Origin of the sequence: Azospirillum ramasamyi, assembly GCF_003233655.1 — a bacterium.
GTDB lineage: Bacteria > Pseudomonadota > Alphaproteobacteria > Azospirillales > Azospirillaceae > Azospirillum > Azospirillum ramasamyi.
On record NZ_CP029829.1, the window covers coordinates 1560673 to 1576499 of the forward strand.

Consider the following 15827-nt stretch of genomic DNA (forward strand, 5'->3'; position numbering starts at 1 on the left):
CCGCCCATATATCGTTCTTCCTCCGTTCCTGGCGATCCGGTAAAGTCCGGCGGCCATGGATGTCCCCTCCCCCGCCCCGATCCCGCCCAACGTCGCCGCCTGGTTCCGGTCGCGCGGCTGGGCACCGCACCCGCATCAGGTCGCGATGGTGGAGGCGGCGGAGCGGAGGGAGAGCGCGCTGCTGATCGCCCCCACCGGCGGCGGCAAGACGCTGGCCGGTTTCCTGCCCTCGCTGATCGAGCTGGCGGAACGGCCGCGCGACGGGCTGCACACCCTCTACATCTCGCCGCTGAAGGCACTGGCGGTCGATATCCAGCGCAATCTGGAACAGCCGATCGCCGAGATGCGGCTGCCGATCCGGGCGGAGACGCGCACCGGCGACACGCCGGAGGCCAAGCGCAAGCGCCAGCGCACCCATCCGCCGCACATGCTGATGACGACGCCGGAAAGCCTGGCGCTGCTGCTGTCCTACACCGACGCCGACCGGCTGTTCCGCAACCTGCGCTGCGTCATCATCGACGAGCTTCATGCGCTGACCGGCACCAAGCGCGGCGACCTGCTGGCGCTGGGGCTGGCGCGGCTGTCGCGGCTCGCCCCTGCCGCCCGGCGGGTCGGGCTGTCGGCCACGGTGGCGGAGCCGGAACGGCTGCTGGCCTGGCTGTCGCGCCACGGCCGGCATGACGGGACCGAGAACGACGACGTGCGCCTCGTGCTGGGCCGCAGCGGCGCCCAGGCGGAGGTGGAGATCCTGACCTCGCAGGAGCGGGTGCCCTGGGCCGGCCACATGGCGATGCACGCCATGAAGGAGATCTACGAACGCATCCGCCGCCAGCGCACCACCCTGCTGTTCGTCAACACCCGCGCCCAGGCGGAGCTGGTGTTCCAGGCGCTGTGGCGGGTCAATGACGACAACCTGCCCATCGCGCTGCACCACGGCTCATTGGCGGTGGAACAGCGCCGCAAGGTCGAGGGCGCCATGGCGCGCGGGGAGTTGCGGGCGGTGGTGGCCACCTCCTCGCTCGATCTCGGCATCGACTGGGCGGCGGTCGACCTCGTGGTGCAGATCGGCGCGCCGAAGGGGTCGAGCCGGCTGGTCCAGCGCATCGGCCGCGCCAACCACCGGCTGGACGAGCCCAGCCGCGCCCTGCTGGTCCCCGCCAACCGGTTCGAGGTGCTGGAATGCCGCGCCGCGCTGGAGGCGGTCCACGATCACACGCTGGACGGCGAGGCGCCGCGGCCGGGCGGGTTGGACGTGCTGGCACAGCATCTGCTCGGCATGGCCTGCGCCGCCCCCTTCCTGCCGGACGAGTTGTATGAGGAGGTGGTGTCCGCCGCCCCCTATGCCGCGATGACGCGCGACGAATTCGACGACGTGCTGGATTTCGTCGCCACCGGCGGCTATGCGCTCGGCGCCTATGAACGCTTCCAGCGCCTGAAGCCGCGCGAGGACGGGCGGATGGCGGCGGCCGGCCCGGCGGTGGCGCGCCAGTACCGGATGAATGTCGGCACCATCACCCAGGAGGCGCTTCTGCGCGTCCGCCTGAACCGCGGCCCGATTCTGGGCGAGGTGGAGGAGTATTTCATCCAGGGCCTGACCCCCGGCGACACCTTCCTGTTCGCCGGCCAGCTGCTGAAATTCCTCGGCGTGCGCGAGATGGAGGCGCAGGTCGCCAAGGGCGGCACCGGCGACCCGAAGGTGCCAGCCTATGCCGGCGGGCGGCTGCCGCTGACCACCCATCTGGCCGAGCGGGTGCGCGCCATGCTGGCCGATCCGCGCCGTTGGGACGGCTTGCCGGAGGATGTGCGGGAATGGCTGCGCCTTCAGCGCTACCGCTCCGTCCTGCCCGACCGCGACGGGCTGCTGGTGGAGACCTTCCCCAAGGCGGGCAAGCGCTTCCTCGTCGCCTATGCCTTCGAGGGGCGGAACGCGCACCAGACCTTGGGCATGCTGCTGACCCGCCGGATGGAGCGCTTCGGCCTGGGGCCGCTGGGCTTCGTCGCCACCGATTATGTGCTGGCGGTGTGGTCGCTGCGCTCGCCGACGGACATGGACGCGCTGTTCGACCAGGACATGCTGGGCGACGACCTGGAAGCCTGGATGGACGAATCGTCGATGCTGCGGCGGACCTTCCGCAACGTGGCGCTGATCGCCGGGGTGATCGACCGCCGCCATCCGGGACAGGAGAAGACCGGGCGGCAGGTCACCTTCTCCTCCGACCTGATCTATGACGTGCTGCGCAAGCACGACCCCGGCCATGTGCTGCTGCGGGCGACGCGGGCCGATGCGGCCGGCGGGCTGACCGACATCCGCCGCCTGTCCGATTTCCTGGCGCGGGTGCGCGGGCGCATCACCCACAAGGATCTCGACCGCATCTCCCCGCTGGCGGTGCCGGTGATCCTGGAGATCGGGCGCGAGCGGGTGGACGGCAGCGCCACCGACGAACTGCTCGCCGCCGCCGAAGCCGAACTGCTGGCGGAGGCGATGCCGGAACTCGCTCCGCCACGGCCGGCGAAATCGGAAACGGGGCGCCCGCAGCAGGGACGGTTGTCGCTGTGACACCGTCCCATGCCGGTCGTAGGTTACTTGCGCAGTTCCGGCTCCACGCCCGGCTCGCCGCTGAACTCGACGAGAATGGTCTCGTCACGGACGATGAACTGGCAGGCCAGGCGGTAGGGCGGCGGGAGGTGGGCGTTCTCGGCCGCCTCCAACAGGCTCCTGTTCAGCTTGCCGTTGACGGACAGGGTGACTTTCTCCTTTTCGGTCAGGTCGATGGCCATCGGGGTCTTGCCGTCCAGATAGGTCACCTTGACGAGGCAGGATCCGCACTCGCCGTCCTGGCACTGGAACGGGATCGGAATGTCGTGCTTCTTCGCCAGCGCCAGCAGAGTGCCGGTATCGCCGGCGACCGCGTAAACGGTCAGGTCCTTGGGCATGTTCAGGCCGGTGAACGTCACTGTGGCCATGGGTATCCTCCGGGTATGGTTATGATCCGCCATGCCTCCACGGCGGCGGCACGTACGGCTGCAAACATCATGCCCATAGAAATTTCATGGATATTGGCCCTTTCCGATGATCGCCGGTAAACGAACGTTGTCAGCTTCCTCCCAAGCTCACGGTTCCGCCTGTCAGGGCGATGACAGCCGCGCCGCCCTGACCTTCCGCGGCGCCGATCTGTTGGCCGACGCGTCGGGCGCGCTGCTGTGGCCGGGCGAGTCCATCCTCGCCGTCGCCGACCTGCATCTGGAGAAGGGCTCGGCCTTCGCCGCGCGCGGCCGGATGCTGCCGCCCTACGACACGCGGGCGACGCTGGACCGGCTGGCGGAGCTGATCGCGCGCGACCGGCCGGCCCGCGTGCTGTGCCTGGGCGACAGCTTCCACGACCGCCGCGCGGCGGAGCGGATGGACCCGGCCGATGTGGAACGGCTGCGCGGCCTGACCGCCGCCGTGTCCGATTGGGTATGGATCACCGGCAACCACGATCCCGAGCCGCCGCAGGGCCTTGGCGGCCGGGCGGCGGCGGAGTTGTCCCTCGGCCCCCTCACCTTCCGCCACGAGGCGCGGCCTGGTGCGGTCGGCGAATTGTCGGGCCACCTGCACCCGGCCGCCGCGCTGGCGCTGGCCGGACGGCGGGTGCGCGAGCGCTGCTTCGCCCATGACGGCGCCAAACTGATCCTGCCCGCCTTCGGCAGCTTCACCGGCGGGCTGAACGTGCTGGATGCCGCCTTCGACGGGCTGCTGGCGCGGCGGTTCGAGGTGCTGATGACGGTGCGCGGCCGGATCTACCGTTTCCCCTGCGCCCGTTTGTCGCCGGACCGTGCGCGCTGACGCTCTGGCCGAAGCGTGAGCGCGGCCTATATCGGGTGCTCCGAAGCAGTCCAACCGAGCACCGTGCATGTCCGCCTCCCCCATCGTCGTCTGGTTCCGCAACGACCTGCGCCTTGCCGACAACCCGGCGCTGACCGCCGCCGCCCAGGCCTCGGCCGAACGCGGCGCCCCGGTCATCCCGCTCTATATCCTGGAGGAGGAGACCGGCGATCCGGCTGGTGATCCTTGGGCGCTCGGCGGGGCGCAGCGCTGGTGGCTGCACGGCAGCCTGGAGCGGCTCGCCACCTGCTGCGCCCGCCACGGCTCGCCGCTGCTGCTGCGCCGGGGCGAACCGGGCGCGGTTCTGGAAGCGCTGGTGGAGGAGACCGGGGCGGAGTGCGTGCTGTGGAACCGCCGCTACATCCCCGCCCGGACCGCGCGGGACGCCGCGATCAAGGAGCGGCTGAAGGCGCGCGGCGTCGATGCCCGCAGCTTCAACGCCGCCCTGCTGGCCGAGCCCTGGACCGTCCGCAACAAGAGCGGCGGCCCCTTCAAGGTCTTCACCCCCTTCTGGCGTCACCTGTCGGCCACGCTGACCCCGCCGCTGCCCACCCGGGCGCCATCGGAACTGAAGGCGCCGGACAAGGCACCGGCCGGCGATCCGCTCGACTCCTGGGGCCTGCTGCCGGCGAAGCCCGACTGGGCGCCGGGATTGCGCAAGCGCTGGGTTCCGGGCGAGGCGGCGGCGCTGTCCCATCTGGCCGATTTCCTCGACGGGCCGGTCGGCGCCTATGCCACCGAACGCGACCGGCCCGACAGCGACGGCACCTCCGCCCTGTCGCCCTATCTGGCCTTCGGGGAGATCGGGCCGCGGCAGGTCTGGCACGCCGCCCGCCACGCCGCCGACGCCCGGCCGGAACTGGCGTCCGGCATCGATTCCTTCCTGCGCGAACTCGGCTGGCGCGAGTTCCAGTACCATCTGCTGCACCACGCGCCGGAACTGCCCGACAGCCCGCTCGATCCCCGCTTCGCCGATTTCCCCTGGCGCGAGGATGCCGCGGGCCTGCAGGCGTGGCAGCGCGGGCGCACCGGCTATCCCATCGTCGATGCCGGCATGCGCCAGCTGTGGGAGACCGGCTGGATGCACAACCGGGTGCGGATGATCGTGGCGTCCTTCCTGGTCAAGGATCTGCTGCTGCCCTGGCAGGAGGGGGAGCGCTGGTTCTGGGACACGCTGGTCGATGCCGACCTCGCCCAGAATGCCGGCAACTGGCAATGGGTGGCGGGATGCGGCGCCGACGCCTCCCCCTTCTTCCGCGTCTTCAACCCGGTCCTGCAGGGCGAGAAGTTCGATCCCCAGGGCGATTACGTCCGCCGTTTCGTGCCCGAACTGGACCGGCTGCCGCCGCGCTGGATCCACCGGCCCTGGGCCGCACCGACCGAGGTGCTGCGGCAGGCCGGCATCCGGCTGGGCGAGGATTACCCGCGGCCGATCCTCGACCATGGCGCCGCCCGCGACCGTGCGCTGGCGCTCTACAACGAGCGCAAGGGGCGGATCGACAAGGCGTCCTGACCTGATCCTCACCGAAGGGTCATCGGCTTGCCCGCAAACGGGCGCGCCCTGTTGCCACCTTCCCCCAAGCGGCCCGGGGCGGCCTTTTCCATGCGCGTTGCGTCGCGGGCAGGAGCGTTATAAAGTAACACCATGTCCGCACTTCACGACCATGCCCACTGCATCGCCGACGCCCTGACCCGTGCCGACGCGCTGTGCGCCGAGCGGGGCGCGCGGCTGACCGCGTTGCGCCGCCGTGTGCTGGAGCTGGTGTGGTCCAGCCACCGGCCGCGCGGCGCCTACGCGATCCTGGAGGATCTCAGCCAGCAGGACGGCAAGGCGGCGGCGCCGCTGACCGTCTACCGCGCGCTGGAATTCCTGGTCGAACAGGGGCTGGTCCACCGCATCGAATCGCTGAACGCCTATGTCGGCTGCGCCGCGCCGGGAGACGTCCATTCCGGGCAGTTCCTGGTGTGCGACGGTTGCGGCGATGCGGCCGAGATCGACGATCCGGGCGTCGGCTCGGCGATCGTCACCGCGGCGGCCGAGCGCGGCTTCCGTGTCCAGCGCCCCACCGTCGAGGTGCACGGCCTGTGCAAATCCTGTCAGGAGAACCCCCGTTGAGCGCTCCCGCCGCAAGTCCCGCCCGCCTTCCCGTCTCGGTGCTGACCGGCTTCCTCGGCAGCGGCAAGACCACGCTGCTGCAGGCGCTGCTGCGCAATCCGGCCATGGCGCGCACCGCCATCGTCATCAACGAGTTCGGCGAGGTCGGGCTCGACCATCTGCTGGTCGCCAAGGCGTCGGAGAACATGGTGCTGATGGACAGCGGCTGCCTGTGCTGCACCATCCGCGGCGATCTGGTTGACACCCTGCGCGACCTGTTCCTGAAGCGGGTGAAGGGCGAGATCCCCGATTTCGACCGGGTGGTGGTGGAGACGACCGGGCTGGCCGATCCCGCGCCCATCATCCACACCCTGATGTCCGACCCGCTGCTGGCCGCCCGTTTCCGCCTGGACGGCGTGATCGCCACGGTGGACGCGGCGCACGGCTCGCTCCAGCTCGACCGCCAGCCGGAAAGCGTGAAGCAGGCCGCCGTCGCCGACCGCATCGTCCTGACCAAGACCGACGTCGCCACCCCGGCGGCGACGGCCGCCCTGATGCAGCGCCTCGCCGCCATCAACCCGGCCGCCCCGGTCCTTCCCGCCGCCCATGGCGAGATCGACCCGAAGCGGCTGTTCGACGCCGGCCTCTACAATCCCGAGACCAAGAGCCCCGACGTCGCCCGCTGGCTGCGCGAGGAGGCCTATCGCGACGAACATGCCAAAGGTCACGGGCATGGGCACCATGGTCATGGTCATGGTCATGGTCATGACCACGGGCACGATCATCACGATCACGACCATGGCGACCATTGCGGCGCCGACTGCGGCCACGACCACCATCACCACGACGCCAACCGTCATGACGACCATATCCGCGCCTTCTGCATGGTGATCGACCGGCCGATTCCGTGGAACGGTTTCGTCGACTTCATGGAGGCGCTGATCGCCCAGGCCGGCGAGAATCTGCTGCGGGTGAAGGGCTTGCTGAACGTCAAGGAAAGCGAGCTGCCCGTGGTCGTCCACGGCGTCCAGCACATGTTCCACCCGCCCGTCCGCCTGGAGGACTGGCCCAGCGACGACCACCGCACCAAGCTGGTCTTCATCACCCGCGACATCGGGCAGCCGGTGATCGAGCCGCTGTTCAACGGGCTGGTCTGGGGCGAGGGGAACGAGGCGGAGTAAAGGGCTGACGATGCCCCACCTGACCTCCCCCCTTAGGCGGGGGAGGGACTGCCGCTACTTTTTTCCTAAAAGCACTTACTCCCTCTCCCGCGAAGCGGGGGAGGGTTGGGGTGGGGGCATCGTCAGCCGACATCACCCCACCCTCACCGCGCCACCACCCGCCGCAGCGGACTGTCGCCGACCGCCCAAACCCCGCGATCCGTCGCCTTCGCCCCGTCGAACACCAGCCAGCTCTGCCGTCCGTAATGCGGCAGCGGCCGGAGCAGCGCCTGCAGCGCGGCGGCATCGGCGCCCGACACCACCAGCGCCGTCCGCCCATCCGTCGCGCGCGATACCCAAACCCGCGCGCTGCCCCGTCCGGCCAACTCCGCCGGGACCGGCGGCAACCCGCGCCGCTCCAGTTCCCGCGCCACCGCCGCGTCGGTCCCAATCACCAGCACCGGCACACTTCCGCCCCCGCCCTGCCGGCCCCTGCCCTCCCGGCCGGCACCGTCCATCAGCCGCCCGGCCAGCGCCCGCGCCGCCTCCGCCGCTTCTCCTTCGGCGGCGATCACCCGCTCGGCGCCGGGGCGCAGGGTGACGTCACGCAGGATCGGCGGCGCCTCGCCCGGAGCCAGCCGGCGGAACAGATCGAAATCGGGATCGACGGACACCGCCCGCACCGCCGCGCCGGCCGGAATGCGCAGCGTCGCCTCCTTCACGTCGAAACGGACGCTGTGATTCTCCACTCCCGCCCCTGCCCCCGCCGCCGTCTCCAGCCGCACCGGCACGGTCAGGGCATAGGGCCGGTCGGCCTCCTGCCGCAGGGTCAGCAGCACGCCCTCGCCATCCGCCCCAATGTCGGCGCGTGCATCGACGAGCGTCAGCAACGGCGCTCCCCGTCGCTCCAGCCATTGCGCGAACAGCCCGCCGAGGTCGCGGCCGGACGCCGCCTCGAAGGCGCGGCGCAGGTCGGACCAGCCGGCATCGCGGAAGGCGTGCTCGCTCCAGAACCGCCTTATGCCGGCGTCGAAGGCGTCGCGGCCGATCTCCGCCTCCAGCATGTGGAAGAGCATCGCCGCCTTGCCGTAGCCGACGATCTGCGAGGCATCATGCGTCTTTGAAAGGAACTCCGTCAGCGGACGGTCGCGCTCGGCCGGCAGGGCGGCATAGTCGCGCAGCCAGTCCAGCCGCATCGCCCGCGCCGCGTCGGCGCCGCGGTCGCGCGCGGCGGCATAATCGGCCATGTAGGTGGTCAGCCCCTCCGCCCAGTTGCCGCCGGTCCCCACGCGCACGCCGTTGCCCCACCAGTTGTGCATGATCTCGTGGGTCAGCGATTGGCTGCGGATGAAGGGCAGCGGCAGGACGGAACGGCCGATGGCGGTCAGCCCCGGAAAACCCAGGCCCACTGGCGGCGGAACCGACACGATGCTGAAACCGTCGAAGGGATAGGCGCCGATGCGGGCGGCACCGGCGGCGATGGCCTGCTCCGACAGGGCGAGATAGCCGTCGGCCAGCCCGGTCTGCTCGGAATGGCGGTAGAGCCGCAGGCGCAAGGCCCCGGCCATCCGCTCCTCGACCGTCCACGGGCCGGCGAAGACGGAAGGCTCCTCGACGCTGCGGGTTTCCTCGAACACGGCGCGGTAGCCGGCGGCGTCGCGCCCCTCCTCCACCAGCCGCCCGGTGGCGACGGCGACATAGGGCGCCGGAACCCGCAGCGTCAGCCGCCAGCTGGGCGGCCCGTCCCCATCGCCGGCCGGATCGGCCCCGGGTTCGGGCAGCCAGCCGCCCTGACCCGGCAGGAAGGCGCCCTCCCCGTCCAAGGCAACTGCGGTCCCGGCGGTGAAGCCCGGCAGACGCCCGCCATAGCGGATGGTCACCGGTCCGCCTCCCTCCGGCACCACCAGCCGCACTTGGTCGCCGCGCCGGTCGAGCGGAACCGCGCGGTCGCCTACCCGCAGCTCGTGCAGGGTCAAAGCGGGATCGAGCCGCAGCGACTGCGCGCCCCCCGCCAGGGTCAGCCGGTCCACCACCTCCAGCCGGCCGGCGGCGGGGTCGAGCGTGAGGTCGATGTCGTGGTGAAGCGGGGCGGCGCCGGCCGGGGCGATCACGCCCAGGACCAGCGCCGCCCCCGCCAGGGCCAGGGCCCGGATGCGCAGGGTCGTCATGCCCCTCAAGATGGGCCGCGGACGAGCGCTGCGCCAGCGCCTCCTCATTCCGGCAGGCCGAGGAATTGACCTGCCGTATTGCGTTCAAACGCCACGCAGGCTTTGCCGCGCCAAGGGGCGCGCCGCCGCCGTCACGGCGTCCGGCGAACGCTTGAAAGGTCAGTTCAAGCGTTCACCGGTATTACGCGGCGCGGATGCTCGCCAGGAAGCCGTCGACCTCACCGCGCAGACGGTCGGCGACACCGGTCAGATGACTGGATTCGTCCAGCATCTCGTTGGCCTTGGCGCCGGCATCGGTGGTCGCCTCGCTGGCGCCGGCGACGTTGACGGAAACCACCTGCGCGCCCTGGGCCGCCTGATGGACGTTGGCGGAGATGTCGCGCGTGGCCGCACCCTGCTGTTCCACCGCGGCGGCGATGGCGCTGGAGATGCTGGTCATCTCACCGATCACCTCGCCGATGTCGTGGATCGCCCCCACCGCCACGTTGGTGGCCTGCTGGATTTCCGCGATCTTCCGCTGGATGTCCTCGGTGGCGCGGGCGGTCTGGTTGGCCAGCCCCTTCACCTCGCTGGCCACGACGGCGAAGCCCTTGCCGTGTTCACCGGCGCGGGCGGCCTCGATGGTGGCGTTCAGCGCCAGCAGGTTGGTCTGCCCGGCGATGGAGTTGATGAGGTTCACCACCTCGCCGACCTCGTTGGCCGCCCGGACGAGTCCGTTCATCACCTCGTTGGTTTTGTTGGCCTCGGCGACCGCCTGGTTCGCCACGTCGTTGGAGGCGCCGACCTGCCGCCCGATCTCGCCGATGGAGCTGGACAGTTCCTCGGTCGCCCCGGCGACTGTGTTGACGCTGACCGCCGCTTCCTCGGCGGCCTGGGCGGCGGCGGTGCTGCGGGTCGCCGCGCTGTCGGTGCTGGCGGTCAGCGACTGGGCGGTCTGGCGCATGGTGCCGGCCGAGGCCGCCACCTGCCGCACCACCTCGCCGATCGACCGTTCGAACCCGTCGGCCAGCCTGGACAGCAGGGCGACCCGTTCCGCCTCAGCCTTCGCCCGCAGTTCCTCCTGCTCGGCGCGCAGCCGGCGGTTCTCCAGGCCGTGCTCCTTGAAGACGCCGACCGTCACGGCGATCTGCCCGATCTCGTCGCGCCGGCCGCCGTCGGTGACCTCCACATCCAGATCGTCGTCGGCGAGCCGGCGCATCGCCACGGTCAGACGCGACAGCGGCTGGGTGATCGAGCGCGCGATCCACAGCGACAGCAGCAGCGCACCGACACCCAGCACGCCGCCGAGCAGAGCGGCCTGGATCGCGTGGCGCCGGAAATCCGCCTCGATGTCGTCGACATAGACCCCGGTGCCGACCACCCACTTCCAACCCGGCGTCATCTGCGCATAGGCGATCTTGGGGCTGGGCACCGTCTGCCCCGCCTTGGGCCAGGAATAGGACACGTAACCGCCGCCCTTGCGCGCCGCCTCCACCAGAAGCTGCGCGAAGGGAACACCGTTCGGATCCTTGAAACTTCCGAGGTTCTGGCCTTCGATCCGCGGATTTCCGCCGTGAACTTCGATGCGCGAGTCCATGTCTGTGACGAACAGATATTCGTCTCCATCATACCGCATCGCACGGACCGCGTTCCGCGCCGCCAGACGGGCGGCGTCCAGCGTCATTTCCCCATTGGCGGCGCGCGCCTCAAAATCTTTGATCGCGCCGATTGCCACCTCAACGATGGACTGAACGCGTTCCCGGCTGCTTTCCTCTTGGGTATCGCGAAGAGATGACAGAAGGATCGTTGCGAGGCCAATTATCGCGCAGAGCATGACTGCGGAAATGGTGAGAAATTTTTTTCTTATGCTGATGTTTTGCATTCAAACGACCTCCCGGAAAGACAGTTCGGAGTCTATTGAACCGGTTGGCCAGTGTCAAAACTGTACAATTCAGACATGATCCGCAGGCGGATTTCGGAGCCGCGTCACAAGTCGAAAAAAGTCTGAAGCAAATGATCACTTTTTCTGCAACGGCTCTGCGCGCACTTGCCCAGGCATAGGTCAACTCGGATAATGACGCACCAAATCATACAGCCTTGACAACTTTTCGTCGCGAATCCCCAGCTCATCCAGATGTCGGACTGTGTTCGCCAAGTAATCGATGTTGGGTCCGCGCTGGCCGCGGCAGCCGGCGATGCGACAAACGACCGCAGCCTCGTCCATGCCCCGGCAATATTGGGGATGGTTGCGGTCGACGACGAAACAGCAGGCCCGCACCGTCTCCAGCCCCTCGGCCGACCGGCCGCCGCGCAGGCGCACCTGAAGCAGCTTCGGCAGATAGACGCGGTTGTCCATCTCCCGCTCCCACAGGTAGTCGAGCGCCACGGGCACGTCCGCCGCCGCCACCCGAAAGACGATGCCGCGGCATGAGCCGCCGCGGTCGAGCCCCAGGACCAGTCCCGGCCGCTCGGGCGTGCCGCGGTAGCGGTGGGAGGCGACGCAGAAGCTGCGGTGATAGCCCGGCAGCGTCGCCGCATGCCGCTCGGCGAAGGGAAAGCCGGGATTCCACATCAGGGAGCCATAGCCGAACACCCAAAGGTCGCTGCCGGGGTCGACCGCGATGTCGGCGGACCAGGCGGGACGCGGAAGCTGCTGATCGGGAGCCATGGAGAATGAAGGATGTCCAGAGGCGAATCGGCGACGCCCAAACCTAGCATGCGACTTCCGGGGCCGCTATAAGGGTACGGAGATGGAACGGACATGCCACCGATGCGCCCCACCCCCACCACTTCCGCCCCCCGCCGCCTGCTGACCGGGCGCAGGATCGCCACGATTCTCGTGCTGATGATCCTGCTGCTGCCGGCCGTCGCCTATACCTTGTGGTGGCAGCAGGCTGCCCATGCCGTGCGCAACGGCCTGGAGGACTGGGTGTCCGCACAGCGCGACAACGGGGCGGTGGTGGAACATGGCGGCCTGACCGTCGGCGGTTTCCCCTTCGCCCTGCGGGCGGAGCTGGAGAAGCCGCATCTGGCCACCCGCGGCGCCGAATGGCAGGGCACGCGACTGGTGGCGGAGGCGGCTCCCTGGAACCCCACCCGTATCGCATTGACCCTGCCCGGCGAACAGCGGCTTTCGGTGGTGCAGCCCGGTCAGCCGCCGATCGACATCCTGGCCCCGCAGGGCGGCAGCGGCGACGTGACCATGCGGATGTCGGGCACGCTGGAGCGGCTGGCCCTGCGCTTCACCGGCCTGACCGCGCAGGTCGCCGGACAGGCGGTGCCGGTCGCCGCCCTGGACGTCGCCGCCGCCCAACCGGACCAGCCGCCGGCCGAACACACCACCGCCGGCCTGACCCTGACGCTCTCCGCCGACGGATTGACCCTGCCCGACGGCATGGTGCCGACGCTGGGCCGCGAGGTGAAGCGGACCGAGGTGACGCTGCGCGTGATGGGAGCCCCGCCCCGCCCCGAACCGGCCAGCCTGTCGGCCTGGAGCCGCGACGGCGGCACGGTCGAGGTCGATCGGCTGGCGCTGGACTGGGGGCCGCTGGGGGCGGTGCTGTCGGGCACGCTGGCGCTGGACGCGCAGTTGCAGCCCCAGGCGGCGCTGACCGCCGAGATCCGCGGCGCTCCCGCCATTCTGGACGCGGTGAGGCCGATGATGCGCCCGAACGAGGCCGCCATCGCCCGCACCGTCCTGACCATGCTGGCCCGCCCGACCGGTCCGAACGGCGAGCCGGTGGTCACCGCCCCCGTCACCGTGCAGGATCGCTTCCTGTTCGTCGGCCCGCTGCGCGTCGCGGCCCTGCCCATGCTCGTGTGGTGACGAAGGCGGGTCACGCCTGCGCCGGACCGGCGGAAATGCCACACCAGCGGGGCGGCGTGACGGATCCGTGACCCCGCCCCCTTGTTTCACCCCCGGCATCGGGTCAGATTGACGCAGCTCCTGTCGCGGCTGCCATGGTGCGTCGGTCGATGTGTCGGTTCCTAGCCTATTGCGGCGAACCTGTGTTCCTGGAAACGCTGGTCTGCACGCCCTGCCATTCCCTGATCGAACAGTCGATGCACGCCACGGAGGCGAAGACCGGAACCAACGGTGACGGTTTCGGCGTCGGCTGGTACAGCGAGCGGACCGAGCCCGGCCGTTACTGCGAGATCCGCCCGGCCTGGTCGGACGAGAACCTGCAGTCGATCTGCAGCCATGTCCGCTCCCGCCTGTTCTTCGCCCATGTGCGGGCGGCCACCGGCACCGCGGTCAGCCGGGCCAACTGCCATCCCTTCAAGGCCGGGCGCTTCCTGTTCATGCACAATGGGCAGGTCGGCGACTGGCCCCGCCTGCGCCGCAAGGTGGAGGCGATGATCCCGGACGAGCTGTACAGCGCCCGTACCGGCACCACCGACAGCGAGGCGATCTTCCTCGCCGCCCTGGGCCAGGGGTTGGAGCGGGATTCGGTCGGCGCCTTCCAACGCGTCCTGCACGCCATCCGCGACGAGATGCGGGCGCTGGACATCACCTCTCCCCTGCGTTTCACCGCGACCTGGACCGACGGCGACCGGATCTGGGCCGTGCGCTGGGCGTCGGACGACAAGCCGCCCAGCCTCTACTGGAGGCGCGGCGACAACGGCCTGATCGTGGTGTCGGAACCGGTCGATTCCCAACGCGACCAATGGCGCCCGGTCCCACCCGGCGGCGGGCTGGTCGCGCGCGTCGGCGCGGCACCGGAGATGTTCAGGTTCCATTGAAGGGGGGTCAACTGTCCCCCAGAAGCCGCTCCTTCGGCAGCAGGATCGTCACCGCCGTCCCCCGGCCCGGCACGCTGTCCACCTCGACGCCGCCGCCATGCAGTTCGGCGAAGCGCCGGACGATGGGCAGGCCCAGCCCGACGCCCTCATGCTGGCGGACCAGCGAGCGCTCGGCCTGGGTGAAGGGGTTGAAGAGGCGGCCCATCAGCTCGGCCGGGATGCCGGGGCCGTCGTCGCGCACGGTCAGCCCGACGAAATTGTCGCGGTCCTCCACCACCAGCGCCACCTGGCCGCCGGGCTGGGTGAACTTCACCGCGTTGTCCAGCAGGTTCAGCACCATCTCGCGCAGCCGGCGGCGGTCGATCCGCATGCGGAAGGCCGTGCAGGGATGCACCGCAACCGCCAGCTGCTTGACCGAAGCCTTCTGCGCCAGCAGTTCGGCGCAGCCGTTCAGCAGTTGGGGGATGTTGACGTCGCTCTCCTGGAGTTCGATCGAGCCGGTCGAGCCGCGCGTGTAGTCCAGGATGTTGTTGACCATGGTCAGCAGCGACCGGCCGCTCTCCTCGATCAGCTTCACATATTCCAGATAGTCGGGGTGGCCCAGCTTGCCCATCCCCTCCCCCGCCAGCACGTCGGCGAAGCCGATGATGGAGTTCAGCGGCGTGCGCAGCTCGTGGCTCATCACCGCCAGGAAATCCAGCTTGGCGCGGTCCGCCTTGCGCGCCGCCTCCAGCGCGTCCGACAGTTCGGCCGTGCGCTCCGACACCCGGTGTTCCAGTTCGCGGTTCTGCTCGGCGGCGCGGCGGTAGAGCTTGCGGATCTCCACCATGTTGCGGACCCGGTGCAGCAACTCCCAGGCGATGAACGGCTTGGTCAGGAAGTCGTTGGCGCCCAGTTCCAGCGACTTGCGCCGGGTGTCCTGGTCGGTCTGGGCGGTCAGCACCAGGACCGGCACGTAGTCGTCGCCGAAGACCGGCTTCAGCCGCTCCATCAGTTCGAAGCCGCTCATGTGCGGCATGCGGATGTCGATCAGCAGCAGGTCGAACGCCTCGGCGGCGCAGAGAGCCGGCACCTTGCGCGGATCGGTCTCGCCGACGACGCGGGTGTATCCGTCATGGCTCAGGATTTCGCGCAGCAGGTCGACGTTGGACTGGTTGTCGTCCACGATCAGGATGCTGGCGTCCCTGACCTGCTGCGCGAGCGCCGGGTCGAACTGGCTCCTGTTCATAGGGGAGCTTGCACCTTTGACCATCCACACGGGCATTCAGATTTGCCCTTGAACGGATCAAATGCAATCGAAATGATCAGGAAACGCGGTCCGCGGCACCGCCGCGGTCAGGCGCGCTTTTCCCAGCCGCCGCGCTCGTTCTGCTGCCAATAGGTCAGGGCGTGGCCGGCGGCCTTGCAGGCCTTCCAGCGCTGGCGGGCGGCAAGCACCGCCTCGTCGTCGTTGCCGTCGAACAGGTCGCAGACGAGGTCGAAGCCGTCCATCCGGTCGCTGACACAGCCGTCCACCGTGACCAGCACGGTGGCGCCGTTGGGGTTCTCGTCGGTGTCGGTCAGCCACACCGGCTGCTTGTCGGCGAAGCCGTCGCGCGCCGCTCCGTGCGGCAGGAAGGAGCCGGGATCGTAGGTCCACAGATGCTGGTTCAGCATGTCCACCCGCTCCGCCGAGCCGGCGAGCACGACGGCGCGCCAGTTCCGCTCAAGAACCTTCTCCAGGATCTTGGGCAGCGCCTGCTCCATCGTGCGCCGTTGCAGGTGGTAGAAGCGGACTTCGGTCATGGCTCCTTCACGCGCTCAAACATGATCCCCCG

The 15827-nt window shown here is 69.7% G+C and carries 13 protein-coding genes; 7 read left to right on the forward strand and 6 right to left on the reverse strand.

The genetic code is table 11. From position 1 onward, the window contains the following. Nucleotides 1-55 precede the first annotated feature (55 nt). Nucleotides 56-2557: a ligase-associated DNA damage response DEXH box helicase gene (locus tag DM194_RS07260; RefSeq protein WP_111066601.1), complete on the forward strand. Its 2502-nt coding sequence runs from the start codon at nucleotides 56-58 to the stop codon at nucleotides 2555-2557. Between the two features lie 23 nt (nucleotides 2558-2580). On the opposite strand, the gene DM194_RS07265 is transcribed toward DM194_RS07260, so the two are convergent. Next, on the reverse strand, nucleotides 2581-2964 hold the full coding sequence (locus tag DM194_RS07265) for a 2Fe-2S iron-sulfur cluster-binding protein (protein ID WP_111066602.1): 384 nt from the start codon (nucleotides 2962-2964) through the stop codon (nucleotides 2581-2583). 127 nt (nucleotides 2965-3091) lie between these two features. Between DM194_RS07265 and pdeM the strand changes: the two genes are divergently transcribed. From pdeM to DM194_RS07285, 4 genes are all read left to right on the forward strand, one after another. Continuing rightward, complete coding sequence (gene pdeM / locus DM194_RS07270; protein ID WP_111066603.1) at nucleotides 3092-3826, forward strand: ligase-associated DNA damage response endonuclease PdeM; 735 nt, start codon at nucleotides 3092-3094, stop codon at nucleotides 3824-3826. A gap of 67 nt (nucleotides 3827-3893) precedes the next feature. Then, nucleotides 3894-5378 (forward strand): cryptochrome/photolyase family protein, encoded by a 1485-nt coding sequence (locus DM194_RS07275; RefSeq protein ID WP_111066604.1) that lies wholly within the window; start codon nucleotides 3894-3896, stop codon nucleotides 5376-5378. Nucleotides 5379-5510: 132 nt separating this feature from the next. Further along, nucleotides 5511-5981: a Fur family transcriptional regulator gene (locus DM194_RS07280; RefSeq protein WP_111066605.1), complete on the forward strand. Its 471-nt coding sequence runs from the start codon at nucleotides 5511-5513 to the stop codon at nucleotides 5979-5981. Next, nucleotides 5951-7141, forward strand: coding sequence for a CobW family GTP-binding protein (locus tag DM194_RS07285; RefSeq protein WP_111066606.1), 1191 nt, complete (start codon nucleotides 5951-5953; stop codon nucleotides 7139-7141). The genes DM194_RS07280 and DM194_RS07285 overlap by 31 nt, the downstream gene beginning before the upstream one ends. Before the next feature lie 143 nt (nucleotides 7142-7284). Here the strand turns inward: DM194_RS07285 and DM194_RS07290 are convergent, their stop codons facing one another. The 3 genes from DM194_RS07290 to DM194_RS07300 form a co-directional block, all read right to left on the reverse strand. Further along, on the reverse strand, nucleotides 7285-9288 hold the full coding sequence (locus DM194_RS07290; protein ID WP_111066607.1) for a M1 family metallopeptidase: 2004 nt from the start codon (nucleotides 9286-9288) through the stop codon (nucleotides 7285-7287). A 181-nt stretch (nucleotides 9289-9469) separates the two neighbouring features. Then, complete coding sequence (locus DM194_RS07295; protein ID WP_111066608.1) at nucleotides 9470-11149, reverse strand: methyl-accepting chemotaxis protein; 1680 nt, start codon at nucleotides 11147-11149, stop codon at nucleotides 9470-9472. Nucleotides 11150-11329: 180 nt separating this feature from the next. Further along, complete coding sequence (locus DM194_RS07300) at nucleotides 11330-11935, reverse strand: gamma-glutamylcyclotransferase (protein WP_111066609.1); 606 nt, start codon at nucleotides 11933-11935, stop codon at nucleotides 11330-11332. Nucleotides 11936-12028: 93 nt separating this feature from the next. Here DM194_RS07300 and DM194_RS07305 point away from each other — a divergent pair, with 93 nt between their 5' ends. After that, entirely contained in the window at nucleotides 12029-13093 is a 1065-nt protein-coding gene (locus DM194_RS07305; RefSeq protein ID WP_246024134.1) for a DUF2125 domain-containing protein, read from the forward strand. Nucleotides 13094-13242: 149 nt separating this feature from the next. Next, nucleotides 13243-14010, forward strand: a complete 768-nt coding sequence (locus DM194_RS07310; protein ID WP_111066611.1) for a class II glutamine amidotransferase — start codon at nucleotides 13243-13245, stop codon at nucleotides 14008-14010. A 7-nt stretch (nucleotides 14011-14017) separates the two neighbouring features. Here the strand turns inward: DM194_RS07310 and DM194_RS07315 are convergent, their stop codons facing one another. Together DM194_RS07315 and DM194_RS07320 are read right to left on the reverse strand one after the other, a co-directional pair. Beyond that, on the reverse strand, nucleotides 14018-15238 hold the full coding sequence (locus DM194_RS07315) for an ATP-binding response regulator (protein WP_111066612.1): 1221 nt from the start codon (nucleotides 15236-15238) through the stop codon (nucleotides 14018-14020). Nucleotides 15239-15345: 107 nt separating this feature from the next. Beyond that, nucleotides 15346-15795: a DNA polymerase III subunit chi gene (locus tag DM194_RS07320; RefSeq protein WP_111066613.1), complete on the reverse strand. Its 450-nt coding sequence runs from the start codon at nucleotides 15793-15795 to the stop codon at nucleotides 15346-15348. Nucleotides 15796-15827 lie beyond the last annotated feature (32 nt).